Genomic DNA, 26,021 nt, shown 5'->3' with positions numbered 1-26,021 from the left:
CGGCGGTCACATACTTCTCGTCACCGAACCCCGGCACGGCGGAGGTAGACGATGACGTCCTTCATTGCGAATCAGTGGTACGTGGCCGCGTACGCCCGCGAGGTCGGGCGCACCCCGTTCGCCCGCACCGTCTGCGGCGAGTCTATCCTGTTCTGGCGCACGAACGCCGCAGCGGTGACCGCGATGTCCGACCGGTGCGTCCACCGCCGGTTCCCGCTCTCCGAACAGCCCAGCCACCTCGTCGACGACACCCTGGTCTGCGGCTACCACGGCTTCACCTACGGCGCCGACGGCGTCTGCGTGGCCGTGCCGGGACAGCGCCGCGTACCGCGGACCGCACGGCTGCGCACCTATCCGGTCGTCGAGCAGGACTCGTTCGTCTGGGTGTTCATCGGCGACCCGGCACTCGCCGACGGCGCCCGGATCCCCCGGGCGCCGTGGCTGGACCTGGCCGGCTGGACCGCGGTCTCCGGCAGGGAACCCCTGGCGGCCCGGTCCAGTCTGCTGGTCGACAACCTGATGGACCTCTCCCACGAGACGTACCTGCACGGTGGCTACATCGGCACGCCGGAGGTGGCCGAGACACCGATCAGCACGCGGGTCGACGAGGAAGCCGGCATCGTCTACGTCTCGCGCCGGATGGCCGACGCCGCATGCCCGCCGTTCTACGCCAAGTCGACCGGGATCACCGGGCGCATCACCCGCTGGCAGGACATCGAGTACACCCCGCCCTGTCTCTACAAGCTGCACAGCCGGATCGCGCCGGTCGGCGTGCTGCCTAACGCCGACGGCAGCGACCCGGACGCGTTCCACGTCGAGGTGGTCTACGCGATCACCCCGGAGACCGAGAACTCGACGCACGACTTCTGGGCGGTGGCCCGCGACTTCGCCCTGGACGACCAGGGCGTCAGTGACTTCCTCGCGGAGAGCAACCGCACCGTGGTGATGCAGGACGTCACCGCCCTCAACGCCCTGGAACGGGTGATCGCCGGAGAGCCGGACGGCTACCAGGAACTGTCGATCAACATCGACACCGGAGGCCTCGCCGCCCGCCGCATGAACGCCAAGCTGGCCGGCCGATGAGCGGGCAACTCCTGAGCATCGACTGGCTGCCCGGCTCGGACCGGCTGCACGGCCGCTGTCACTGCCGGGCACAGGCCGAATCGGACGACCCGGTCGCGTTGTGGGACTGGCTGCAGGCCCACCCTGATCATCCGGCCGGCGGCCCGGTCCAGCCGCCGGTCACGCCGCTGACCCGGCCGCCCGCGCACCTGGTCGGACCACGGGAGGGATGGCATGCACCTGCGCGTCGACCGTCGTGACGAGATCGCCGCCGGCGTCGTCGCCCTGGACCTGCGTCATCCCGACGGCCGGGACCTGGCCGGCTGGACACCCGGCGCGCACGTCGACCTGACCCTGAAGAGCGGACTGGTCAGGCAGTTCTCGCTCTGCGGCGACCCCGGCGATCGCACGCTCTGGCGGATCGCGGTGCGCCGGGCGGACGAGGGCCGCGGCGGATCCCGTCACGTCCACGACCACCTGGCCGAGAACGACCACGTCGAGGTGAGCGCACCCCGCAACCACTTCCCGCTGCGTCCGGCGGCGCGGTACCTGTTCATCGCCGGCGGCATCGGCATCACTCCGATCCTGCCGATGGTCGTTGAAACGGCCGGTTCCGGCGCCGGGTGGCAGCTGCACTACGCCGGGCGCGACACGGCGTCGATGCCGTTCCGCGAGCAGCTGAGCGCGTACGGCGAGAACGTGCGGCTGTATCCCGAGGACACCCACGGGTTGATGGACCTGGACTCGCTGCTCGGCTCGGCGGCGCCGGACGTTCTGGTCTACTGCTGCGGGCCCGACAGTCTGCTGCGGGCCGTCCAGGAACGCCGGCCGGACGTGTACGCCGAGCGGTTCGCGCCGGTGGAGTCCGATCGTCTCGTACCGGATCAGGAATTCGATGTCGAGCTTGAGATCAGCCGGCGGACGTTGCGGGTGCCGGCCGGCCGCTCGATCCTCGACGTTCTGGAGGAAGCCGGGGTGGACGTGCTGTCCTCATGCCGGGAAGGCACCTGCGGAACCTGTGAGACGACGGTGCTCGCCGGCGTCGTCGATCATCGCGACAGTCTGCTCACGGAGGAGGAACGGGCGGCGAACGACACCATGTTCGTCTGCGTTTCGCGGGCTGCGGGCGGTCGGCTCGTCCTCGATCTGTGAACCTGATCGCTCAGAGTAGTGGGCGAGCCGGCGTTCGGGTGACGGTCATGTCGTTCGCTCCCTCATGTCGTGTCAGACCAGGCGCAGGGCGGCGGCGAGCAGCCCGGCGCTGATCAGGCTCGCGATCGTCCGGATGTGATTCAAGAGCGTCCAAGGCCTGGCGTACGCGGGCCAGTCGCCCGGCGAGAAGGACTCACCCAGAGCGACGAGGCGGTTGTTGAGCGGGACGTTGCCGAACGCCGTCACGCCGACGACCCCGACGAGGTAGACCGCGAACGCGACGACGGTGAGAGTCGTGGCCGTACCCCAGCCGTTCTGGCGACCCTGCATCACCGCCGCGACACCGGTCACGACAAGCGTCCCGAACAGCAGGATCATCAGCGGTGGCCGTACGGCGGTCACGTTGATGGCCTGCATCGCCGGCACGGCGTGTCTCTCGCCGGCCGCGCCCAGCCCACTCATCACGAACGTCGAGAACGCGAAGAACACGCCACCGACCGCCGCCGTGCCGACCAGAGCACCCGAAGTCAGAACCGTTGTGGAGGCGCTCATGGCGGTGCCCTTCTCTGCAGTGGTCCTCGTCAGCATCGCCGGTCCGCCGCCGTCCGCATCGTCGCCATGCCGGCCACGGAACCGTTCGCCATTGCTTGCCGTCTCATCGGGGCCGCATGACCAGCGGCTCGACCTTCCCGCCGGGCCTGGGTGGGAACGACGTCTACTTCATCAACCAGACGTATTCCTGGGAAGGGGTGTCATGCGACGCATTCGCCATGGAATCCCGGCCATCGTGGCCGGCGTCGCGATGCTGGCTTCTGCCGGATGCTCGGCTGCCGGCGGCAGTGCGACGGCGCCCGCGCCGGCCACACCCGTCGCCGCGTCGGTCCCAGCAAGAAAGAGATCGAGCGCGGCGAGGGAATGGTCGGCCGCACCGTGCAGGTGACGGTGAGCAAGGTCTTGTGGACGTAGCGAAAGCACGTTTCAAGTCCGACCATGCGCCACAACGGCATGCGGCTGCGAAACGCATCGATGATCGCCTGGACGGGTTGAACTAGGGTGATCTATATGCATCGTTCTCGATTCGTAGCTTTCGTCGTCGCTGTGCTGGCCACCCTGGCCGTCTTCCCGGCTCCCGCGCGTGCGGCCGCCGCCGCCGGCGGCGTGATCGAAGGGACTCTGACCACCGCCGACGGCAGCGCCCCGGTCGCCGGCGCGCGCCTGCAGATCAAGGCGTACTCCGGCACGCCCGGCTATCTGCTCCCGCAGGCCGTCACCGACGAGTCCGGCCACTACCGGCTCGAGCCGCTGCCGGCCGGTCGCTACCGGATCGGCTTCTACTTCCCCGAGACCGGCGACCAGCTGTGGGCCCCGCACAAGACGCGCGAGACCGCCGCCACGTGGTACGTGGTGACCGACGGCGGCACCACGGTCGTCAACGACTCGCTCTTCCCGACCGGCGACCTTGACGTGACCTTCACGACCGCGGACGGCAGCCCGATCACCGCGTTCTGCGCCGACGCGTCCGGTGACTACTTCCTCCGCTCGGGGTGCACCGACACCGGAGTCCTGAACCTGACCGGCCTGCGCAGCGGCCGCTATGTCGTCATGGTCTGGGCCGAGGGCGAGACCGCCGTCTCCCCGGCCTGGGCCACCATCACCACCGGCGCCCTCACCGCGATCACCGTCACCAAGCGCTGATGCGTGAGGCCCGCAACCGGGCCGCACCTTCGCGGGAACGGGGTGTACACCTGGCGCACGGGAGTCTTCCTCATCTGCCCGGCTGACATGGGCCGGACAAACCAGGGGAGATTCTCAGTGCGACGCGCCAAGCTGCCGAAGTCGTTGACAGCCTTGACCGCCGTCCTCGCCGGTGCCTCCGCTGCGGTGGCGCCGTCGTCGGCTGCCTCGGCCGCCGACGTGGACCTGGCCATCGCGGCCGCCGATGACAGCTACATCTCCAGTTCCCGCAGCGGAGCCGCGTTCGGGGCGGAGGACAAGCTCGCCGCCGGGAAGCTCGGCAACGACAGCAAGACCGTCTTCCTGAAGTTCACGATCCCGGCCGGGACCGACGTCAAGAAGGCGCGGCTGTTCCTGCGTCCGCTGTCGACACCGGCCGGGCGGCTCACCGTGTCGCGGGTCCTGGACAACGCGTGGACCGAGGCGAAGCTGACGTCGGGGAACGCGCCGAAGGTGGGGCTGCCGATCGCCGGGGTGAACCCGCTCGCCGCCGACACCCGGATCGGGTTCGACCTGAGTGCCGAGGTGTACGGGCCGGGCACCTACTCGTTCGCGGTGAGCTCGTCGCTGACCGGCGACGTCATGCGGTTCCAGTCGGCGGAGAACAAGGCCGGCGGCGGCCCTCAGCTGATCGTCACGACCAGCGGGACGGCTCCCGCACCGGTCGTCACTCCGCCGGTGACCACGCCGGTCACCGGTGACTACTCCGACTGCGTCACCGGCGCCGACCTGGTGCCGAGTTGTGGCGTGCTCTGGGGCGGCGCGGCCGGCGGCTTCACCAGCAACCCGCGCGACGCCGAGCACAAGAGCTGGGAGAAGCTGAGCGGGCGCACCGCCACGATCTTCCACACCTACCACAAGGGCGACGAGGCGTTCCCGACCAAGGCCGAGATCGCGATGACCAGTGACGCGGCCAACCCGCGGGTCCTGCTGCTGAACTGGAAGATCGCCTACGGCTCGTCCTGGGCCAAGGTCGCCGCCGGTCAGCAGGATGCTCGCATCGACGCGTTCGCCGCGCGCGCGAAGGCGTACGGGAAGAAGATGTTCCTGGTCTTGCACCATGAGCCGGAGAACGACGTGAACGCGAAGGCCGGCTCCGGGATGGAGGCCAAGGACTACGCGGCGATGTACCGGCACACCATCGAGCGCCTGCGCGCCAAGGGCGTGACCAACGTCGTGAACGTGCTCGCCTACATGGGCAACGAGAAGTGGCTGGCGCAGTCGTGGTGGAAGGACCTCTACCCGGGCGACGCGGTGGTGGACTGGATCGGCCTCGACTCGTACGTGTCGGTGGAGAAGGGCTACTACCACTTCGGCGACTTCGGTGACCTGCTCGACCGCAAGCCGACCGGCGGCGGCACCGGCTTCTACGACTGGGCCGTGAGCAAGCACCCCGGCAAGCCGATCATGGTGGCTGAGTGGGGCGCGTACCACCGGATCGGCAAGACGACGGACAAGTCGGCCGTCTACGACGACGTGCTGCCGGAACTGCTGAAGCGTCCGGCGATCAAGGCGATCGTGCACTTCGACACGAAGGCCGACGACCAGGGCGACCGGGACATCAGCATCGACAGCACCCCGGCAAGTCTGGCGTCGTTCCGGAAGCTCGCCGCGAGCCCGATCTTCACCGTGAAGTTGTCCTGACCGTAGAAGCGCTCCCGGATCAGCCGATCCGGGAGCGCTTCGCGTTCGCCGGCCTCAGGAGGAATACATGTACGCTTGTCGATGCGATTGGGAGCGCTCCCATTGCGCTACGACCCTCCGTCCCCGAGGAGATCCGCATGCGTCTCCGCTCTGCCCTGGCCGCCGCAGCCGTCGCCGTCGCCTCCGGCGGCATCGCCACCGTCCTCCACGTCCCCGCCGCCGAGGCTGCGACCGTCTGCGCCGTCGACTTCACGGTCAACCAGTGGTCCACCGGCTTCACGGCCGACGTCAAGCTCACCAACACCGGACCGGCCGTCTCGTCCTGGACACTCACCTGGTCCTTCCCCGGCGACCAGCGCGTCACGAACGGCTGGAACGCCCAGGTGAGCCAGTCCGGGCAAATCGTCACCGCGTCCAGCGTCGGCTGGAACGGCTCGCTCGCCACCGGCGCATCGGCCTCGTTCGGCTTCCAGGCGACCTACTCCGGTACCAACGCCAAGCCGGTCGACTTCGCCCTCAACGGTGTCTCCTGCGCGGGGGACACTCCGCCGAGCACGTCGCCCTCCACGTCGCCCTCCACTGACCCCGGCCCGGACTGTCCGAGCTGGGCACGATGTGATGGATTCGAGGACCAGGCCGCCGGTGCGCCGAGCGGGAACTGGGCGGTCACCTACCCGGACTGCCAGGGCGCGGGGACGGCGACCGTCGACAAGTCCGTCGGCCGTACCGGCTCCACGTCGCTGCGTGTCGACGGCGCCGCGGGGTACTGCAACCACGTCTTCGTCCGCAGCACCGACATCCTCGGCCCGGCCGGGAGCGCGCTCTATGTCCGCTACTACGTGCGGCACACCACCGCGCTGCCGGCGTCGCACTTCACCACGGTGGCGCTGCGTGACGCCAACGACGGCAACCGTGACCTGCGCTTCGGCGGCCAGAACCAGGCGCTGCAGTGGAACCGCGGCTCGGACGACGCCACGCTGCCCGAGCAGAGCCCGTCCGGCGTCGCCCTGTCGCGGCCACTGCCGGTGAACACCTGGAACTGCGTCGAGTTCAAGGTCAGCGGCGCGGACGGGACCATGGAGACCTGGCTCGACGGCGTCTCCGTACCGGGGCTGCTGCAGGACGGCGTGCCCACGCACGACGTGGACGGTCAGTGGCTGAACCGCACCTACCGCCCGATGCTCACCGACCTCAAGCTCGGCTGGGAGAGCTACGGCGAGGGCGCCGACACCCTGTGGTACGACGACGTCGCCGCCGGAAGCTCCCGTATCGGCTGCTGAAGGGCTGAATGGGAGGTGTGCCCGGAACCGAGCGGGTTCCGGGCACACGTCGCGTCAGTCGGTGACGGTCCCGTCGAACACGGGACCGGTGATCGGGTCACCGAAGTCGGCCGGGTAGACGTCCGTCGCGAACCGGATGTGCTCGGTTCCCTCGGCGACCCCGTCGGCGACCGTCGGCACCGCGAGCTCGACCGAGGTGGTACCCGGTTCGACCGCGAGGAACGGCTGCAACAGGGTCTGCGACAACGGCCGGGACGGCTCCGGGCTCTCGAAGGCGTTCTCCTCGAACCAGACCGGATCGACATCGGTCGACGACAGTTCCGGCCCGGCGGTCGGTGCCTGCGGTGTGAACACGAAGTACAGGTAGTCGTCGGCGGGTTCGGACAGGGTCAGCGTCCACACCACCGGCGAGCCCTCGGCGGCGGTGGCCGGCGACGGCGTGACGGTGATCGTCGGCATCGGGTCGTCCTCGTTCACGTCGAGGCCGCCGTCGTAGTCGCCCACGACCGCGTTGCGGACCGCCTTGGCGGCCAGCGGATGGCGCCGGTCACCGCCGAACGTGGTGTTGCCGGTCACCGAGATCGGCACGTCGATCTTCGTGACGCCCGGAGCGACGTCAGCCACCCACGACTTCACGTCGCCGGTCAGGCGATCGGTCAGGAACAGCCGCACCGCGGACCGCTGCTTGCCCCGCACCCGCACCGGCACCGCGTAGGTGGCGGTACCGGAGTCGCCCTCCTCGACGGTCAGGGTGCCGACGTCGACGCGGGACAGCGGCGCCGGTCGCGGCGCCGGGGTGCCGGGCCGCCAGCCCCACGCGTCGATCAGCCAGGCCTGCCCGGCGCTCCGCGGGGAGATGTCGAGCCGGGCGACCGTGCGGACGCCCCTGGGCAGAGCGAGGCGCACCTCCTGACCCCAGTACGAGGTGGTCAGGTCGGTACCCGGCACACCGGAGATCGTGGCCGTACCCAGATCGGTGCGCTTGCCGCGGTCGTCGGTGACCGCGACGCCGAACGAGGTGGCCGGCGCGTTCGGTGGCACGACCAGGCGCAACGCCAGCGACCGGGAACCGGCCACCGATACCGCCTCGGCCGGCTTCAGCGTGGCCGGCGCGGTGCCGTCGAGCGCGACCGCGTAGCGACCCGGCTCCGGGTACGTGAACGGCACGAAGTGCGGTGACGGGGTGAAGAAGCCCTCCGTCCACAGGCACGCGGCCTCCGGCGTGGACGAGACCTGCTCGCAGAGCCGGGCGTTGCCGACGGTGAGGGACCGGTCGGGGACGATCACCGGGGTGCGGTTGCCGCCGAGCGCGTGGCTCAGCACCGTTGCCGGACCGGCCGACGGCGCGCGGACACCGGTGCCGTCCAGCAGCGGCCGGACCCGGTCGTCACCTCCCACGAACAGGCGAGCCGCGGCGGCCAGGTAGGTCGCGCCGGCCGTCTGCTGCTGGTGCGGGGTCAGTCGTGCCGGGGCGACACCGGGCGTGCACAGCGGGTCGTCCTCGCCGAAGAAGTCGTCGAACGCGGGCCCGACCGCCTGACCCGGCGTCCACTCGGTGTTGAAGTAGTTGTGGTTCGCGCCGACCATGTAGAGCGCGCTGTGCAGCGCCCGGCCGGAACCGACCCCACGCGTGGCGTCGATGAACATCTGACCCTGCAGATCCGAGACGTCACCGTCACAGCCGGGCAGGACCGTCGCCGACGGCACGTCCGGCTGCGGGTTCTGACCGAACACCGTCGGGCCGATCAGGAACAGGCCACGGATGTTCCAGCGCACCCGGCCGCGGTAGTCGTCCTGCGCGGCCGGCGGCGGGTTCAGGCTGTCCAGCGCGGCACGGCTCACCCCTTCGCCGCCACGGGAATGGCCCATCAGGAACACCCGCGACAGGTCCGCACGGGGCACCGATCGTACGATCGCCGGGGCTTTGTTCCTTGTGGTGCTCGACCAGTCGGCCCAGAGCGCCAGATGCTTGCGGACCAGCGAGGAGCGGGCCTGGGCGCCGCCGTCGTCGTCGGCCCGGTCCTGCGCGTTGATGCCGTTCGCCGAGATCGACACGGTGATGTAGCCCTGCGAGGCGAGCAGTTCCTGCGACTGCAGGTAGCCGCGGTGGCTGGGCACCGCCTCGGACGGGGCCGGGCAGGGCCACTCGAGGGTGATCGCGTCGGGGTCGTCGCCGGTGAAACAGGTCCAGTGCCGGCCGTGCAGGAACAGCGCGAGCGGGCGCTTGCCCGGCGCGTTGCGCGGCGCGACCACGACGGCCTGCATCTCGACCGGCTGCGGGTACGCCGACAGCTTCACACCCGGCAGCGAGTACTCCCCGGTCGTCGTCCGGTACGGGCCCTTCACGCCCGGGTCCACGGTGTGCGCCGGACGGGCCGGAAGCGTGGCCGGGGCCGACTTCGTCCGGCGCTGTGCGCTCGGCGGCGCCGCCGCGTCGACCCGTTTGCCGCCGATCCGCACCTGCAGATCGGCCGGATCAGCCGGGAGGCCGTCCTTCAACACGAACGTCCGCAGGTCGCGGGTGCCGTCGGCGCGGCCCAGCAGCCGGTCGCCGGCCCAGAACTCCACCGCGGCGTCGCCGGGTGGGATCGGCCGCTCGCTGGTCCAGGTCAGGGCCCGCCCGGAGGCCGACCAGCCGGGTGGGAGCGCAGCGGGAGAGGGTTGCGGTGGCGCCGCTCCGGCTTGCACCGCGGATCCCAGCAGAAGTGTGCTTGCCGCCGCCACGGCGACCAAGATTCTTCGCATGGAGTCCGTTGTACTCAGCGAATGCAAATATTTAGATCAATGTGGGCACGGGCCGGCCGGGTTTCGGGGCGCACGCGGTCGGTGGTTCGTGCACAATCCTCACTCGTGACCTCCCCGACCCCGGCGATCGTCGTATTCGGCGCGGCCGCTGTCGTCTCCGCGGCCGGGGCCGGCCTGGATGCGGTGAAGATCCAGCACGGCGCCGAGGCTGTGGCGATGCTGGCGCTGTCCGCGAGTGCGGCGCCGGCCGGCCGGCACCGTGCCCTGCGCCTCCTCGGCCTGCTGCTGGCCGCCGCGGCTCTGGTCGATCTCGCCGCGGCCTGGCTCTCCTATCCGGATCCGGCGCCAAGGGGCTCGAACGGCTGCCCGGTCATGGACGAGGCGGTCATCGACTACTGGACCAGCCGGCTGCGGCTGGGCCAGCTCGCGGCGGCACTGCGCTTCGGCGCGCTGATCAGCGTCGCGCTGGCGGTGTCGGCGTTGCCTCCGAGGCCGAGACTGCGTCCCTGGCAGCGGCCCGTGCTCATCACGCTGGTCTCGATCCCGGCGATCCTGATCGGCCTCTACCCGATCTACTCGGCCGACGATCACGCCGAGCTGCTCCACCCCACCATGCCGGCGACACTGGCCCTGATGGCAGCGGTCGCGTTGACGGTGCTGACGGTGACCCGCACTGCCGGCGGGCGGGCGCGGACCGTGGCACTCATCAGCGGCGGTGTGCTCGCCCTCGTACCCGCGCTGTCCGTTGTCGACGAGGTCGCCAAACCCATCGTCCAGTTGAACCACCTGGCGCCCGCGCCGGACGAGGGTGTGTTCATGATGTGCGCCTACTTCTACGGGTACGAGGCACCCTCACTGTCCACCGTGGCCCTCACCGCCGGCGGTGTCCTGCTCATCCTGGCCGGACCCGCACTCCTGATCTGGTCGTCATCGCGGGAGGATCAGGTGCCCAAGCCGCCGAGCAGCCAGTGATGGCACAGCCGTCGGCAGGTGGTCGCCGACGTAGCCGGGCATGCCGGCGCCCACGTTCGCCGATGCCGGGAGGCGTCAGCCGTTCTTGTTCACCAACGTCGGGTTCTCGAGCAGGAACTCCGCCACCCGGTCCTTCTTGACGGCGTCGAAGAACTCGTCCGCCAGCGCCGGATCGGTGAACTGCTCACCCAGATACTTGTTCGTACCGGGCTCGAACTTGCCCCCACCGGGAATCTTGATGGTGGCCATGTCGTCCACGTTGAGGCCCTTGAGCGCCACAGCCCACTCGATCGGGCTGTTGCCGCCACCCGCGAACGTCAGCGACTCCCCGGCCGCGTCCAGGATCTTCGTCATCTTGCCGACGTCGGTGATCACGTCGGCGCTCATCGCCTCTTTCGCCATGGCCTTGATGAACTGCTGCTGGTGGCGCTGACGGTCGTAATCGGTCATCTTCGGACCGCCCTTGAACTCGTAGCGCTGCCGCACGTAGTCGAGGGCCTGCCACGGTTCGAGGCGTACCGGCTTGGTGCTCTTCTTGTAGTAGGCCTGCGGCCCGATGTACGGGTGCGGGCAGTCGCTGCGGATCGGGCACCGCGACGACCGCGGCCGCTGCTTGCCCTCCGGCGTCAGGTGCTCCGACTTCACGTCCATGTCGATCACCATGGACACGCCGCCGAGCGCCTCGACGATGTTCTTGAAGCCGCCGAAGTTGATGATCGCGGCGGCGTCGAACTCCTTGATCCCGGTGTAGTCGGTGATCGTCTTCGAGAGCACCTTGAAGCCGTTCACCACGTCGATCTTGCCGTCCACCTGGCTGCCCAGCGCCATCGCGGCATTGATCTTGTTGTTGTGGCTGCGGACCCCGGACTTCTCGTCGGCGGCGATCTCCACGTACGAGTCGCGGGGGATCGAGAACAGGTACGCCGTGGACATGTCCTTCGGGATGTGCGCGATCAGGATCGAGTCCGACAGCGGCGGGGTCGACGGCTTCCGCGGGTCGATGCCGACCAGCAGAATCGTCAGCGGACCCTTGATCTCCTTCTTGCCCGCGTTCGCCGCGCCGGTGTCCAGCAGCGCGTCGTTGGTGATGCCACCGGTGTACTTGGAGATCAGTGCCTGCCCGCCGACGAGCGTGCCACCACTGACGACCATCAGCGTCGCGCCGAATCCGGCACAGAGCTTCGCCCACAGCGGCGGACCGACTTTTGCGGACTTACCGAACAAGCTGAACTCCAACCCCGTGCTCCGGCATCGACCACGCATGATCCCACGTCCGGGCAAACGCACAAGAGTCGGTTCGGTGTCGGTACGCGCAGCGATTACGCTGTCGGCAGGCCGTGACTGGCGTTCGGGTGGATCACCACCGTGGAGCGGCTTGCCGACGATCGGCCGTGCCGTGCGCCTGGGCGACCCGTTGAACCTGGAGTGCCCATGATCGCGCCGATCGCCGCCGGATTCCTCGCCGTCCTCATCGGCTTCACCAGCTCGGCGGCGATCGTCTTCAGCGCCGCCCAGGCCGCCGGAGCCGACGCCGCCTCGTGGATCCTCGCCCTCTGCGTCGGCATGGGCGCCACCTGCATCGGCCTGTCGTTGCGCTACCGGGCGCCGGTGGTCACCGCCTGGTCGACTCCCGGCGCAGCCCTGCTGGTCACGGGTCTTTCCGGCCATTCGGTACGTGAGGCAGCCGGCGCCTTCGTGGTCTCCGCCGCACTGATCTTCCTCACCGGCGTGACCGGATGGTTCGGCCGGATCATGGAGAAGGTGCCGGTTCCCCTGGCGTCCGCGCTCCTGGCCGGCGTGCTGCTGCGCTTCGGCAGCGGCCTGTTCACCTCGGCGAACACCGACATCGTTCTGATCCTCGCGATGTTCGGCACCTACCTGATCTTCCGGCGGTTCCTTCCCCGGTACGCCGTACTGGCCGCGTTGATCGCCGGACTCGCCGTCTGCGCCCCTTCCCTGTCCGGCGGCGTGGAATTCGCCCTGGCCGTCCCGGTCTTCACGATGCCGTCGTTCACCTGGCAGTCCGTCATCGGCGTGGCGATCCCGCTCTTCGTCGTCACGATGGCGTCGCAGAACCTGCCCGGTGTCGCGGTGCTGCGCAACGACGGATACGACATCCCGGTGTCCCCGCTGATCACCTGGACCGGCGCGGCGAACCTGCTCCTGGCCCCGTTCGGCGCGTTCGGCATCAACCTGGCCGCCATCACCGCGGCGATCTGCACCGGCCCGCAGGCCCATCCGGATTCACGCCGCCGCTACCTGGCCGCGGTCTGGGCCGGTGTCTTCTACCTGATCGTCGGCCTGCTCGGCGCCACGATCACGGCACTGCTCACCGCCCTGCCCGCCGTCCTGGTCCTGGGCATCGCCGGCATCGGCCTGCTCGGCACCATCGGATCCTCCTTGACGGCCGCCGTCCGCGACGACCGCTGGCGCGAGGCCGCCATCGTCACCCTGCTCGCCACCGCTTCCGGCGTGACCCTGCTCGGCATCGGCTCCGCCTTCTGGGGCCTGATCGCCGGCCTCCTCACCGCGGCGGCAACCGGCGCCTTCCGCCGGCGCACCGAGACCCAGCACGCCGCACAGCCGTGAGAGGCCGGCCTCCGGCCGGGTCAGCGAAGGGGTGATTCGCCGTCGGCGCGGCCCAGCGTGGCGAGGTACGCCGGGATGACGACGGTCAGGTCGCCCGCCGCGAACACCGGAGCCAGTGTCTCCCGGCACCAGGCGCGGGCCTGCTCGGGCGTGCAGGATCCACGCGTGACGGCGCTGTCGACGTTGATGCCGCTGACTGTGTAGCGCAGGTAGTCGTCGAAGCTCGTGGGCAGCCGAAGTTCGATATCGGTGTACTCCAGCAGGCGCAAGCCGCAGGCGGCGAGGGACAACTCACGCGGATCGAGCGGCCGCCATCCGGCGGGCCAAGGAAACCGCTGCTCGAAGGCGCCGAACCAGTCCGCCAGCGCGTCACCGCTCGTCGAGCGCCGGCCCTCGGAGAAGTCGTACAGCAGAAGATCTCCACCGGGGGCCAGCACCCGCGAGATCTCGGAGAGCGCCGGCAGGAGATCGGTGTAGTTGAGCGAGCCCGCCGCCGTGATCAGATCGAACACTCCTGCCCCGAACGGCAGGTGCTCGGCGCCGCCGACGACGAACCGGGCCTGCGGCGCGACCGTCCGGGCGTGCGCCAGCATGGCGGGGACCGGCTCGAGGCCGATCACCTGCTGGGCAAGCGACGCCAGCGCGGCGGTGGACAGGCCCGCTCCGCATCCGATATCGAGCGCCCGATGTGCGCGGCCGTCGAGGCGGGCCGATCGCAGGATCTGCTGATGGACCGGCGGCCGGTCGAACGCATACGCCGCCGCCAGCCGCTCGCTGTCGTAGACGCTCGTCACGACTCCCTCGACTCGTCTCGGCCGTCCCTCATCGTGCGCACCCGCGTCTTGCGCTTCGGCCGACCGGCACTGACGCTCGATACGCGGGAGGGCGAAGTCACGACAGGAGCCAGTCCGCCATGCGGTCGATGCTGCGTTCGGCGGCCGGATCGTCCGGTTCGTTGAGGTGCCCGTGGCGGGTCCCGGCTTCGCGAACGAGCACGAGGTCCACTCCGGCGGCGGCGAGTTCGGCGCCGTACTGCTGGCCGGAGGCGCGCAGCGGATCGAAGTCGGCGTTGAGGAGGAACGTGGCCGGCAGGCCGGTGAGGTCGTGGCCGCCGGGGAAGGCGTACGGCTGGGTCAGCGCGGCGGGGTCCCGGACGTAGTTGAGGTTCATCCTGCTGACGGCTTCGGCGCCGATCAGGTCGGCGTTCGGCAGCGTCGCCACCTTCGCGGCGAGTTCGGCAGGGAGCGGGGGGAGGGCCGCGTGCAGCACCGGGTAGGCCAGCAGCACGCCGCGGGGCAGTGGCCCGCCGCTGTCGCGGAGCCGCAGGGCGGCGCCGGCGGTGAGCGCCCCACCGGCGCTGGCTCCGCCGATCGCCCAGCCGCGCGCCGCGGGCAGGGTGGACGAGGCCCAGGTGAACGCGGCGGTGACCTCCTCGGAGGCGACCGGGTAGTGCACGCGGCCGGCCGCGGGAGAGGCGACGCCGGTCGTCCAGTCCAGGATCGGCGCGAGGCGGTAGTCCACGGCGACGACAGTGATGCCGCGTGAGGCGAACCGCCGGGCGACCCGGTCGCTCTCCGGCATGTCGAGGTCGCCGCCGAAGAAGGCGCCGCCGTGCGCCCAGACGAGGCCCGTCCGGACCTCGCCGGGCGGCGTGTAGACGCGGACGGGTATCTCGCCGTGCGGCCCGTCGATCCGCTGATCTTCGATCGTGATGTCCATGGGCGGGGTCATTCCCGGGGGTGAAGAGGAGAAGTGGTGCGCCGCACGACCAGCGTGGGTGACAGCTTGATGTGGGCGGTCCGGCGGTCGCGCTGGCTGATCCGCTCGACGAGCAGGCGGGCGGCGTTGGCGCCCATCTGCCGGCCGTCCTGGTCGACGCTGGTCAGCGAGATCGGTCCGAAGGCGGCGAGGGCGCTGTTGTCGTAGCCGGCCACCGAGATGTCGCCGGGCACGGTCAGGCCGGCCTCGGCGATCGCTTCGAGGGCGCCCAGGGCCACGACGTCGGCGCCGGCGAAGATGGCGGTCGGGCGTACCGGTCGGGCGAGGAGCTGCTGGGCGCCGAGGTAGCCGCCGGCCTGGGTGTAGCTGGTCGACGCGATGTCGACGTGGTCGGCGAGGCCGTGGGCGGCCATCGCGGCGCGGTAGCCGTTCGCCCGCAGCGCGTTGGGCATCTCGGCGAGGCGGATCCGGTCGGTCTCGTGGTGCTCGATGTGCGCGATGCGGCGGTGGCCGAGGCCGGCGAGGTGGTCGACGACCAGGGCGGCACCGGCGATGTCGTCGTCGGTGACGCTGTCGTAGGCGGGTGACGAGCCGTGCCGGCCGACCACCACGGTCGGCACGCTGCGGGCGACCTCGGTGAGGCGTTTCCTGGCCGAGACCGGGGCGATCAGCACCAGGCCGTCCATGCTGCGGTCGATCATCGCGTCGATGACCTTCGCCTCGGCCTTCTCGCCGTTGCAGCCGGCGGCGAGAAGCACCTGGTAGTCGCTGTCGCCGAGCTGGGCGTTGATGCCGTCGAGGATGTCGGCGAAGAAGAGGTTGCGCAGCTCCGGGATCATCACGCCGATCGTGTACGTCTGCCCGCGCAGCCCGCGGGCGGCGGCCGACGGCCGGTAGCCGAGCTCGGCGATGGCCTGCTGGACCTTGCTGCGCATGGCCGGACTGGCGCCGTACGCGTTGCGCAGCACCTTGGAGACCGCGGTGGTGGACACCTGGGCGTGGCGCGCGACGTCGACGATGGTCACGCGACGGGGCGCGGGCTTGTCCACTGGTCTCCTTCGAACTGCGGGCTGGGCAACAGCGTACTGATCAGCGTGGCGGGCCGGTCGTGGCCCGGACGACCGGGGTGGGGGAGAGTTTCACCTGGGTGGCCGGGCGGCCCGGATCGGTGATGCGGTCCAGCAGCAGCCGGCTCGCGACGGTGCCGATGCGACGGCCGCCCTGGTCGACGGTGGTCAGCGAGATCGGCCGGAAACCGGCCAGGGTGATGTCGTCGTATCCGGCGACCGAGATGTCCCCGGGCACCGACAGCCCGGCCTCGGTGAGCGCGTCGAGGACACCGAGGGCGGCGACGTCGGCACCCGCGAAGATCGCCGTGGGCGGGTCGTCGCGGCCGAGCAGGATCCGGGCGCCGTGGTATCCGCCGTCGCGGGTGTAGCTGGTCGCGGCGATGTCGATGTGCTCGCCGATGCCATGAGAGAGCATGGCGTGGCGGTAGCCGTCGGCGCGGAGCGCGTTCGGCATCTCGGCGAGCCGCACGGGGTCGGTCTCGTGGTGCTCGATGTGCGCGATGCGGCGGTGACCGAGGCCGGCGAGGTGGGCGACCATCAGCGCGGCGCCGGTGAAGTCGTCGTCGTTGACGGTGTCGAAGCAGGTCGATCGGCTGTGCCGGCCGATGACCACGGTCGGCACGGTACGCCCGACGCGGTCCAGGTGCGCCGGCGGCGACACCGGCGCGATCAGGATCAGGCCGTCCATGCTGCGGTCGATCATCGCCTCGGTGACCCGGGCCTCGCTGGTCACGTCGTCGCAGCCGGACGTGATGAACAGCTGGTACTCGGTGTCGCCGAGGTGCTCGGCGACACCGTCGAGGATGTCGGCGAAGAACGGGTTCCGGACGTCGGGCAGCATCACGCCGACGGTCCAGGTGCGCCCGCGCAGAGCACGGGCGGCGGCCGAGGGCCGGTAGCCGAGCTCGTCGACGGCGGCGCTGACCCGGGTGCGCATCCCGGGACTGACGCCGTACGCGTTGCGCAGCACCTTGGACACCGCCGTCGTCGACACGCCCGCATGCCGGGCCACGTCCACGATTGTCACCCTTCGGGCGGTTACCGGCTGTTGGTGCATGCGCTCTCCCCGCTTAGTGAAACGTTACCCACGATAGAGATCATCGAGGCGGCGGGGAAGCGGTGTAGGCGACCACCAAAAGGCAATGAAACCCTTGACGCTCTTCGGCACGCGCTCGTAAGGTCGGCGAAACATTTGGAAAACGTTGCCCACATCACTCCAGCGCCGCAGAGGCCGCCCCCGGCGCCGCGGCCGTTCCACCTGATCATGAAACGATTCAGCAAGGTGGGTTTCCCGTGACAACCGATCTTCGACAGCGGCGTCCCAGCCGGGCGGCCGCACCGGCGCCGCTCCGCCGCCGGGCACATGCCGCGCCCCCCTGGTGGTTCACCGTCCCGGCACTGCTGCTGTTCGCGTTCGTCGTGCTCGTCCCCAGCGCCCGCGGCGTCTACTACGCCTTCACCGACTGGGACGGCCTCGACCCGGACTTCGCGTTCATCGGCCTGGACAACTTCCGGGCGATGACCGACGACCCGGACGCGGTGCAGGCCATCGGGCACACCCTACTGGTGGCGGTCGCGATCACCGTCCTGCAGAACGGGCTCGGCCTGCTGCTCGCGCTCGGCGTCAACACCGCCATCAAGAGCCGAAACCTCCTGCGGGTACTACTGTTCGCCCCGGCCGTCGTCGCGCAGATCGTCACCGCCTATCTGTGGCGCAACCTGCTCGGCCCGGACGGCGCGGTGAACAGCCTGCTCGGATTCTTCGGCATGAGAGGCCAGAACTGGCTCGGTGACCCCGACCTCGCCCTCTGGATGATCGTCATGGTCGTGGTCTGGCAGTACGCCGGCTACTCGATGGTCATCTTCATCGCCGGCCTCCAGTCGATCCCGCGGGAGATCTACGAGGCGGCCGCGATCGACGGCAGTGGTCCGGTCCGCCGCTTCTGGTCGGTGACCCGGCCCCTGCTCGCGCCGGCCATCACGATCAACGTGATGCTCTCGATCATCGGCGGGCTCAAGCTGTTCGACCAGGTCTACGGCATGACCGGCGGAGGGCCCGGGCACGCCACCGACACCATCTCCACGTTGATCTACAAGGACGCGTTCACCCTCGGCGAATTCGGCTACAGCATCGCCCTCGCCGTCGTGCTCACCGCCATCGTCGCGGTCATCTCCGCCGGCCAGTACGCCGTCCTCAACCGCAACGAGAAGGCCGCGTCATGAACCGATACACGACGAAGACATTCCTGCTGGAAGCCGTGATGATCGCGGTGGCGGTCGTGTTCGCCTTCCCCGTCTACGTGCTGGTCAACCTCGCCTTCCGGGCGCCGAGCGACACCTCCTCGCCGATCGCGCTCACCCAGAGCCCGACGCTCGCCAACTTCACCGAGGCCTGGCGCGAGGGCGGACTCGGCGGCGCCCTGATCAACAGCGTGCTCGTCACCACGGTCAGCGTCCTGATCGTGCTGGTCGTGTCGTCGCTGGCCGCCTATCCACTGGCCCGATCGACCGCGCACTGGTCGCGCGGCACCTTCCTGCTGATCATGCTGGGCCTGATCCTGCCGTTCCAGCTCGCCGCGCTCCCGCTCTACCAGACCATCCGCGACCTGGGACTTCTCGGATCGGTGTGGTCCCTGGTGCTCTTCTACTCCGGCCTGCAGGTCCCTTTCACCACTTTCCTGTACGTCGGCTTCCTGCGCGCATTGCCGCGCGACTTCGAAGAGGCCGCCACCATCGACGGCTGCGGGCCTCTGACCGCGTTCCGCTACGTCATCCTGCCCATGCTCAAACCGATCACGGTCACCGCGCTGGTCCTCAACGCCGTCAGCGTGTGGAACGACTTCTTCACCCCGCTGCTCTACCTGTCCGGCAGCGACCAGCAGACCATGCCGGTCGCGGTAGCCGGTTTCGTCGGCCAGTTCGTCTCCGACTGGAACCTCATCTTCGCCGCCCTGCTGATCAGCATCGTGCCGGTCCTCGCCGTCTACCTGGCCCTGCAGCGCAGCATCATCAACGGATTCGCCGGAGGTCTCAAAGGATGATCGTCTACGGCCTCACCACCGAGCAGCGCACCGAACCCCTCGGCGTCGACGAGCCCCGGCCGCGCCTGTCCTGGAAACTGCGCTCGGACCGCAACGGCGCCGCACAGAGCGCCTACCGCATCACCGCCTTCCTCGGCGACGAGCCGGTCTGGGACACCGGCCGGCGGGAATCCCCCGAGACACTCCTGATCACCTGGGACGGGCCGGTCCTGCGCTCGGCCACCCGGTACCACTGGCGCGTCGAGGTCTTCGACGAGACCGGCGCATCGGCCGGCACCGCGCGGACCTGGTTCGAGACCGGCCTGCCGCACCGGGAGGACTGGCCGGCGGTGTGGATCGGCCGCGACCCGGCCGCGCTGCCCCCGGTCGATCCGCCGACCGACGACGACCTGGTCACGCCCGGGGTCACCGAGGCGCCGATCCACCTGCGCCGGACCTTCCACCTCACCGCCGCGCCGGTCCGGGCCCGCCTGTACGCGACCGCCCGCGGCGTCTATGAGGCGAGCCTCAACGACACCCGGATCGGCGACCACGAGCTGGCGCCCGGCTGGACCGAATATCACCACCGCATCCAGTACCAGACCTACGACGTGACGGACCAGGTCCGGGCCGGCGGCAACACCCTGGCCGCGACCGTCGCCGACGGCTGGTGGAGCGGGTACGTCGGCTTCGACCCGCGCCGCCCGGCCCGCCACTACGGCGACGCCCCCGGCTTCCTCTGCCAGCTCGTGCTGGACTTCGCTGACGGGTCCCGGCAGGTCATCGCCACCGGCCGGGAATGGACCGAACACGACGGCCCGATCCGCTCCGCCGACCTGATGATGGGCCAGTTCACCGACGGCCGCCGGGAGCTCTCCGCCCCGCGCCCGGTCGCGATCCTGGACACCGATCCGGGTCCGCTGGTCGCCGAGCCCGACGCGCCGATCCGGGTCACCGCCGAACTGCCCGCCCGAACCGTCGGCAACGGCATCGTCGACTTCGGGCAGAACCTGGTGGGCCGGGTCCGCCTCACCATCCGTGGCGCCCGGGCCGGTCAGCGGGTCACCCTGCGGCACGCGGAGGTACTCGACGGCGGCGAGCTCTACGTCGCGAACCTTCGCAGGGCGGCGGCGATCGACACGTACATCTGCAAAGGTCTTGATCTCGAGGTCTTCGAGCCGACACTGACGTTTCACGGCTTCCGGTACGCCGAGATCACCGGTCACACCCCGGATCCGGAGGACGTGACCGCCCGGGTGCTGCACAGCGATACCCCGTGGACCGGCCGGTTCGAGTCCTCCGACGAGACCGTCAACCAGCTGCACGCGAACATCGGCTGGGGACAGCGCGGGAACTTCGTCGCGGTGCCGACCGACTGCCCGCAGCGCGATGAACGGCTCGGCTGGCTCGCCGACGCGCAGGTGTTCGCGCCGACCGCGACCCGCAACGCGGACGTGTCGGCGTTCTTCGCCCGCTGGATGCGGGATGTCGTCGACGGCCAGAACGACGACGGCGCCTTCCGCGACGTCGCGCCGATCATCGCGTTCGACCGGGAGGGCGCGCCGGCCTGGGGCGACGGCGGCGTCATCATCCCGTGGCTGTTGTGGCGCACCTACGGCGACAGGCGGGTGCTGGAGCGCAGCTTCGGCGCGATGGCCGGCTGGGTCGAGCACATCCACCGGCACAACCCCGGCCTGATCTGGGAGCACCGGACCGGGAACTCCTACGGTGACTGGCTGCAGATCGACGCGGAGACGCCGCGCGACGTGCTGTCCACCGCGTACTTCGCGCACAGCACCGCGATCGTGGCGGCCGCCGCGGAGGTCCTGGACCGGCCGTCGCAGCGGTGGCGGGAGCTGCACGCGCGTATCCGGGACGCGTTCGCCGGCGCGTTCGTCGGTGACGACGGCAGCGTCAAGGGCGGCACGCAGACCTCGTACCTCCTGGCCCTGGCCTTCGATCTTGTTCCGGAGAACCTGATCGGGCTCGCCGCCGACCACCTCGCGGCCGACATCGAACGCCGCGGCAACCGGCTGACCACCGGCTTCGTCGGCGTCTCCCTGCTCTGCCCGGTGCTCACCGAGCACGGCCGCGCCGACCTCGCCTACGCCCTGCTGCACCAGGACGAATACCCGTCCTGGAACTACTCGATCCGGCACGGCGCCACCACGATCTGGGAACGCTGGGACGGCTGGACCGAGCAGCACGGCTTCCAGTCCGCCGCGATGAACTCGTTCAACCACTACAGCCTCGGCAGCGTCGGCGACTGGCTCTACGGCCGGGTCGCCGGCATCGACCAGACACCCGAGTCGATCGCCTACTCGGAGTTGCTGCTGCGGCCTGCTCCGGATCCGACCGGCCGCCTGACCTGGGCCCGCGCCGAGCAGGAGACCGCCCGCGGCCTGGTCGCCTGCGGCTGGACGAGAGAAGACGACCGGCTCACCGTGACCGCCACGGTGCCGCCGGGAAGCACCGCCGTCCTCGTGATCCCCACCAGCGACCCCGGCAGTGTGCACGCTGCCGGAACGCCCGGGGTTCTGCGGGCCGGGCCGTCCGCCACCGGGCTCACCCTGTGGCTGGCGTCCGGCCGATACACCTTCACCACCCCCGTCTGAGTCATCTCCAACGCAGGAGAAGATCATGAGAAAAGTCCTCGCCGCGGTTGCGGCAGCATCCCTTCTCGCCGCCTGTTCCAGCGGCACCAACGCCGGGAACGACGACAGCGGCGACAACCAGACCCTGACGATCGCCTCGGTCGACCAGGGCTCGATCGAGAAGGTCGTCGACGCGTTCAAGGCCGCCAACCCCGGCGTCACCGTCAACCTGACCACCAGCGGCGCCGACCAGTACCAGCAGCAGATCCGCACGCAGCTGTCCTCCGGCACCGCGCCGGACGTGATGACCGTGTGGCCCGGCAACGGCAACCCCGGCGCCACCTATGTGATCGCCGAGCCCGGTTATCTGCGGGACCTGTCCGACCAGCCGTGGGCCGCGCAGCTGCCGGACGCTTTCAAGAAGGTCGCTCAATACGAGGGTAAGACGTACAACGCGCTCTTCGGTCTCAACGGCATCGGCGCGGTCTACAACGACGAGGCGCTCACCGAATCGGGCCTGACGGCGCCGGGGACCTGGACCGAACTGCTCGCGTTCTGCAAGGCCGCCGCCGGCAAGGGCACGCCCGCGTTCGCGCTCGGCATCCAGGACAACTGGGTGACCCAGATCGTGCTGTACGCGCTGGTCGCGACCACCGTCTACAGCGGTGACAAGGACTTCGACGCCAAGATGGCCGCCGGGCAGGCCACCTTCGCGAACTCGCAGTGGACCACCGCGATGGCCAAGTACCAGGAGATGAACAGCGCCGGCTGCTTCCAGAAGGACCCGCTCGGCACGAGTTACGAGGCCAGCCAGACCCTCGCCGCCACCGGAAAGACGCTCGGCATCGTCCAGGGTAACTGGATCATCGGGCTGCTCAAGGAGAAGAACCCGGACGGCGAGTTCACCATGAAGGCGCTGCCGGCCACCGACGACCCGGCGCAGTTCATCATGCCCGCCGCGGCCGGCGCCGGATACGGCATCAACGCCAAGGCGAAGAACCCCGAGCTCGCGCTCGAGTTCGTCACGTTCGTGATGTCGCCCGAGGGCATGAAGACCTTCAACGAGGCGCAGGGCAGCCTGCCGACGCTTCCGGGCGCGGGCACCACCGTCGACCCGGGCCTGGCCGAGCTCACCTCGTTCGTCGAGGGCGACAAGACCGTGCCGTTCATGGACCAGCTGTGGCCGAACGCGAAGGTGCAGCAGACCATGCTCAGCGGCCTGCAAGAGGTCTTCAGCAACCAGACCACCGCTGACCAGGTCCTCACCGACATGGACACCGACTACAAGGCCGGCTCCTGATGAAACGACGTACAGCGCTAGGACTGTCCCTCGCCGTTCCCTCCGCGACCGTGCTGACCGGTAGTCCCGCCTCCGCCCACGGCAACGGGCCCGGCCCGCGGGTCGTCGGCCTCCGGGTCGACGGCCGTGGCGACGAGCCGCTCGGTCTCGACACCCGGACGCCGGTGTTCAGCTGGCGGTTCGCCGAGACGTCGTCGCCGGCCGCCGATCGGCAGACCGCCTATCAGATCCGGGTCCACGACGGCGGCCGGCTCCTCTGGGACTCCGGCACAGTGAGCTCGGCCGTGCAATCCGGTGTCCGCTACGCCGGCCGGGCGCTGACCTCCCGGCAGCGACTGAGCTGGCAGGTCCGCGCCTGGGACGCTTCCGGGAAGGCCACCGGCTGGAGCCGGGCGTCGACCTGGGAGACCGGTCTGCTGGAGCAGTCCGACTGGGGTGACGCACGCTGGATCGAACACCCCGGCCGTGCCGAGAACCAGCCGATGCCGATCTTCGCCCGGCAGTTCACCACGGATACGCGCCGCACGGTCGTCCGGGCACGGCTCTACCTGTCCGGTGTCGGCATGCACCTGGCGACCGTCAACGGGCGTTCGCTGACCGACGAGGTCCTGGCTCCCGGTTACTCCAACTACCAGCTCTCCAGCGAGTACCGGGTCTACGACATCTCGGATCAATTGCGCAAAGGACCGAACACCGTCGGGGTACGCCTCGGCAACGGGCCTGCCTACGTCCGGCGCAGTGTCACCAACCCCGCTGTGGGACGGACCGCGCCGTACTCCTGGTGGCAGAGCCAGCTCAAGGGCAACGGCACCCTGATCGGCGCCGTCGAGGCGGGCGCCACCAGCGTGACCGTGTCGAGCGTGACCGGCTACCACGTCGGCGGGACCGTCAACGTGGACACCGGCGGAGGCGGCGACAACCTGGAGTCGCGGGTCATCACCGCGATCGGCGCCGACAGCATCACGTTCACGCCCGGCCTGTCGAAGCCGCATCCGGCCGATGCCACGGTCACCGGCTCCGGCAACAACATCGCCGCCAGCGACGCCAGCGCCGGCGCCGCTGTCACGCCGCGCTTCATCGCCCGGCTGGAGATCACGTACGCCCACGGCCGGGACACCGTGATCGTCTCCGATCGGGAGTGGCGGACCGCGCTCGGCCCGCTGATCACCGACGCCTGGTACTCGGGCTCGGACTTCGACGCCCGCCGCGAGCAGCCCGGCTGGGACGAGCCGAAGTCCGACCTGTCGGCCACGGCGAAGCGCCGCGACGGCACCGCCACCGGGTGGATCGCCGCCGGGATCGCGCCGCCGCCGAACCTGGCCACGAAGCTGGTCGGCCGCACCGCGCCGCCGATCACGGTCGCCGACCGCTACGAGCCGGTCGCGATCACCAACCCGGTACCGGGCACATGGGTGTTCGATTTCGGCCAGAACATCGTCGGGTTTCCTCTCCTTCGCCTGCGGAACGTGCCCGCCGGCACGACCATCCGCGTTTCGCCCGCCGAATCCCTCGCCGCTGACGGCACCGTGGATCAGGCGTCGCTGCGCGGCGGTGGCGGCAGCCGGGGTGTCGACCTGTTCAACACCTACACCACGGCCGGGCTGCGCGGCGGCGAGACCTGGCGGCCGGACTTCAACTACTTCGGCATGCAGTGGGTGCAGGTCACCGGCCTTCCGGACGGGTATGTGCCGACCACCGAGACGATCACCGGGCTGCGGGTACAGGCCGAGACCCCGCTTGCCGGCGCGGTCACCACCTCGAACGCCCGGGTCAACCGGATCCACAAGATGGCCTGGTACTCGTTCGCCGGCAACATCATGAGCGTCTTCACCGACTGCCCCGGCCGGGAGAAGCTGTCCTACCCGGCCGACTACACGATGCCGATGGGGTCGATCCACCGGAACTTCGACCTCGACGCCTACCTGCGCACCCACGAGCGGCACCTGGCCGAAGGGCAGTCCCTCGCGGACACGCCGATGCGCGGCAACGTAGCGCTCAAGACCCCGGTCTACGACTGGGGCTACACCGGGCGCTTCGGCGACGAGATCAACTGGGGTAACGCGATCATCCTGGTGCCCGGTTTCCTGCGCTCGCTGTACGGCGACGTCGAGACCGCGGCCCGCTACTACCCGCAGCTCGTCCTCTTCGCCGACTACATCGCGCGGCAGAAGGCGGTGAACCACATCGTCGACGCGGCCCTGGCCGACTGGGTCTCGGCAGAACCGGTCTCCGGGAAGATCACCGGGACGTGGGGCTACTACATGATGGCAAAGGATCTCGCAGCGCTGGCCGCGGACCTGGGAAAGCCGGTTGATGCCGCCCGGTTCTCGGCACTGGCCGCCGACATCACCACGGCGTTCAACACGACATTCTGGGATTCGGCGCGCAAGCTCTACGCCGACAACGGCGCCGTCTCCCAGTCGGCGCAGGCCCTCGCCCTCGACGCCGGTCTCGTGCCGGATGCCGAACGCCAGGCGGTCCTCGACAACCTGGTGGCGATGATCTACGCGTTCCACCCGAACGGCGGCGGCCCGCACTTCAGCGGCGGCACCATCGGCATGGCACCGACCGTGCGGGCGCTTTCCGCCGGCGGCCGCGACGACGTCCTCTGGGACCTGATCCACTCCGACGAGCAGCCCAGCTACGGCTATTTCATGGAGTCGACCGTCGCCAACCCCGGCGGCATGACGACCATGGGGGAGCGGTGGAACCGCGGCGACTCGAAGAACCACATGATCCTCGCGCAGATCGAGGAGTGGTTCCACGCCGGTCTCGCCGGTATCTGCGCCGCCGCCGGCACGATCGCCTACCGCGAGCTGGTCATCCAGCCCAAGGTGGTCGGTGACCTGACGTTCGTGAAGGGCCACTACGTCACGCCGCAGGGCACCGCCCGCTCGGAGTGGAGACGCGACGGCAACCGGCTGCGGCTGACCGTCACCGTCCCGCCGAACACGACCGCGACCGTCCACGTGCCGACCCTGGGCGGCCGGGTGGCTTCCCCTCCGCGCCGCGCTCGCTTCCTGCGGGTGGAAGGCGGCTACGCGGTCTTCGAGGTGCCGTCCGGCACCTACGCCTTCAGCACTCGCTGACCGGTCCCGGCCCGGCCGCTCCGGCGGCCGGGCCCTCCTGTCGAGGAGACA

General features: G+C 70.0%; 20 protein-coding genes and 1 riboswitch. Of the genes, 13 read left to right on the top strand and 7 right to left on the bottom strand.

The annotated features are described in order from the left end of the window. Positions 1-51: 51 nt before the first annotated feature. From EP757_RS34340 to EP757_RS34330, 3 genes are read left to right on the top strand one after another with little or no spacing between them, the layout of a single operon-like run. A complete protein-coding gene (locus tag EP757_RS34340; protein WP_127552544.1) occupies positions 52-1,083 on the top strand; it encodes an aromatic ring-hydroxylating dioxygenase subunit alpha in 1,032 nt (343 codons plus the stop codon). Beyond that, complete coding sequence (locus EP757_RS34335; RefSeq protein ID WP_127552543.1) at positions 1,080-1,322, top strand: hypothetical protein; 243 nt, start codon at positions 1,080-1,082, stop codon at positions 1,320-1,322. The genes EP757_RS34340 and EP757_RS34335 overlap by 4 nt, the downstream gene beginning before the upstream one ends. Continuing rightward, positions 1,297-2,214 carry a PDR/VanB family oxidoreductase gene (locus tag EP757_RS34330; protein WP_127552542.1) on the top strand — a complete coding sequence of 306 codons (918 nt, stop codon included), beginning with the start codon at positions 1,297-1,299 and terminating at the stop codon, positions 2,212-2,214. Before EP757_RS34335 ends, EP757_RS34330 begins: the two co-directional genes overlap by 26 nt. Positions 2,215-2,286: 72 nt before the next feature. On the opposite strand, the gene EP757_RS34325 is transcribed toward EP757_RS34330, so the two are convergent. Next, a complete protein-coding gene (locus EP757_RS34325) occupies positions 2,287-2,766 on the bottom strand; it encodes a DUF1772 domain-containing protein (protein ID WP_160165971.1) in 480 nt (159 codons plus the stop codon). Between the two features lie 510 nt (positions 2,767-3,276). On the opposite strand from EP757_RS34325, the gene EP757_RS34320 reads away from it, so the two are divergent. The 3 genes from EP757_RS34320 (at position 3,277) to EP757_RS34310 (ending at position 6,872) form a co-directional block, all read left to right on the top strand. Continuing rightward, positions 3,277-3,909 (top strand): carboxypeptidase-like regulatory domain-containing protein, encoded by a 633-nt coding sequence (locus EP757_RS34320; RefSeq protein ID WP_127552540.1) that lies wholly within the window; start codon positions 3,277-3,279, stop codon positions 3,907-3,909. Between the two features lie 117 nt (positions 3,910-4,026). Beyond that, positions 4,027-5,592: a DNRLRE domain-containing protein gene (locus tag EP757_RS34315; protein ID WP_127552539.1), complete on the top strand. Its 1,566-nt coding sequence runs from the start codon at positions 4,027-4,029 to the stop codon at positions 5,590-5,592. 137 nt (positions 5,593-5,729) lie between these two features. Further along, positions 5,730-6,872 carry a cellulose-binding domain-containing protein gene (locus EP757_RS34310; protein ID WP_127552538.1) on the top strand — a complete coding sequence of 381 codons (1,143 nt, stop codon included), beginning with the start codon at positions 5,730-5,732 and terminating at the stop codon, positions 6,870-6,872. A 54-nt stretch (positions 6,873-6,926) separates the two neighbouring features. Here the strand turns inward: EP757_RS34310 and EP757_RS34305 are convergent, their stop codons facing one another. Continuing rightward, positions 6,927-9,617, bottom strand: a complete 2,691-nt coding sequence (locus tag EP757_RS34305; protein ID WP_127552537.1) for a S9 family peptidase — start codon at positions 9,615-9,617, stop codon at positions 6,927-6,929. Between the two features lie 105 nt (positions 9,618-9,722). On the opposite strand from EP757_RS34305, the gene EP757_RS34300 reads away from it, so the two are divergent. After that, the gene (locus EP757_RS34300) at positions 9,723-10,589 is read left to right on the top strand and encodes a hypothetical protein (RefSeq protein WP_127552536.1); all 867 of its coding nucleotides are present in this window, start codon (positions 9,723-9,725) and stop codon (positions 10,587-10,589) included. 75 nt (positions 10,590-10,664) lie between these two features. On the opposite strand, the gene EP757_RS34295 is transcribed toward EP757_RS34300, so the two are convergent. Continuing rightward, complete coding sequence (locus EP757_RS34295) at positions 10,665-11,741, bottom strand: LCP family protein (RefSeq protein ID WP_127554577.1); 1,077 nt, start codon at positions 11,739-11,741, stop codon at positions 10,665-10,667. 175 nt (positions 11,742-11,916) lie between these two features. Further along, a riboswitch (ZMP/ZTP riboswitch) is annotated at positions 11,917-12,004 on the top strand. Positions 12,005-12,020: 16 nt separating this feature from the next. Here EP757_RS34295 and EP757_RS34290 point away from each other — a divergent pair. Further along, on the top strand, positions 12,021-13,178 hold the full coding sequence (locus EP757_RS34290; RefSeq protein ID WP_127552535.1) for a benzoate/H(+) symporter BenE family transporter: 1,158 nt from the start codon (positions 12,021-12,023) through the stop codon (positions 13,176-13,178). A gap of 20 nt (positions 13,179-13,198) precedes the next feature. On the opposite strand, the gene EP757_RS34285 is transcribed toward EP757_RS34290, so the two are convergent. The 4 genes from EP757_RS34285 to EP757_RS34270 form a co-directional block, all read right to left on the bottom strand. Next, positions 13,199-13,972 (bottom strand): class I SAM-dependent methyltransferase, encoded by a 774-nt coding sequence (locus EP757_RS34285; RefSeq protein ID WP_160165970.1) that lies wholly within the window; start codon positions 13,970-13,972, stop codon positions 13,199-13,201. Positions 13,973-14,069: 97 nt separating this feature from the next. Further along, a complete protein-coding gene (locus tag EP757_RS34280) occupies positions 14,070-14,897 on the bottom strand; it encodes an alpha/beta hydrolase (RefSeq protein ID WP_127552533.1) in 828 nt (275 codons plus the stop codon). Between the two features lie 8 nt (positions 14,898-14,905). After that, positions 14,906-15,946 carry a LacI family DNA-binding transcriptional regulator gene (locus EP757_RS34275; protein WP_127552532.1) on the bottom strand — a complete coding sequence of 347 codons (1,041 nt, stop codon included), beginning with the start codon at positions 15,944-15,946 and terminating at the stop codon, positions 14,906-14,908. A gap of 40 nt (positions 15,947-15,986) precedes the next feature. Further along, positions 15,987-16,979: a LacI family DNA-binding transcriptional regulator gene (locus EP757_RS34270; RefSeq protein ID WP_232050148.1), complete on the bottom strand. Its 993-nt coding sequence runs from the start codon at positions 16,977-16,979 to the stop codon at positions 15,987-15,989. A gap of 281 nt (positions 16,980-17,260) precedes the next feature. Between EP757_RS34270 and EP757_RS34265 the strand changes: the two genes are divergently transcribed. From EP757_RS34265 to EP757_RS34245, 5 genes are read left to right on the top strand one after another with little or no spacing between them, the layout of a single operon-like run. Next, positions 17,261-18,190, top strand: coding sequence for a carbohydrate ABC transporter permease (locus EP757_RS34265; RefSeq protein ID WP_127552530.1), 930 nt, complete (start codon positions 17,261-17,263; stop codon positions 18,188-18,190). After that, positions 18,187-19,008 carry a carbohydrate ABC transporter permease gene (locus tag EP757_RS34260; protein WP_127552529.1) on the top strand — a complete coding sequence of 274 codons (822 nt, stop codon included), beginning with the start codon at positions 18,187-18,189 and terminating at the stop codon, positions 19,006-19,008. Before EP757_RS34265 ends, EP757_RS34260 begins: the two co-directional genes overlap by 4 nt. Further along, positions 19,005-21,602, top strand: coding sequence for an alpha-L-rhamnosidase (locus EP757_RS34255; protein ID WP_127552528.1), 2,598 nt, complete (start codon positions 19,005-19,007; stop codon positions 21,600-21,602). The genes EP757_RS34260 and EP757_RS34255 overlap by 4 nt, the downstream gene beginning before the upstream one ends. Positions 21,603-21,627: 25 nt before the next feature. After that, positions 21,628-22,881 carry an ABC transporter substrate-binding protein gene (locus EP757_RS34250; protein WP_127552527.1) on the top strand — a complete coding sequence of 418 codons (1,254 nt, stop codon included), beginning with the start codon at positions 21,628-21,630 and terminating at the stop codon, positions 22,879-22,881. After that, positions 22,881-25,970 carry an alpha-L-rhamnosidase gene (locus tag EP757_RS34245; RefSeq protein WP_127552526.1) on the top strand — a complete coding sequence of 1,030 codons (3,090 nt, stop codon included), beginning with the start codon at positions 22,881-22,883 and terminating at the stop codon, positions 25,968-25,970. The genes EP757_RS34250 and EP757_RS34245 overlap by 1 nt, the downstream gene beginning before the upstream one ends. Positions 25,971-26,021: the final 51 nt, after the last annotated feature.

The organism is Actinoplanes sp. OR16 (assembly GCF_004001265.1).
Taxonomy (GTDB): Bacteria; Actinomycetota; Actinomycetes; order Mycobacteriales; family Micromonosporaceae; genus Actinoplanes.
Note: the sequence above shows the minus strand (reverse complement) of the source record. Positions and strands in the feature narration are given on the sequence as shown.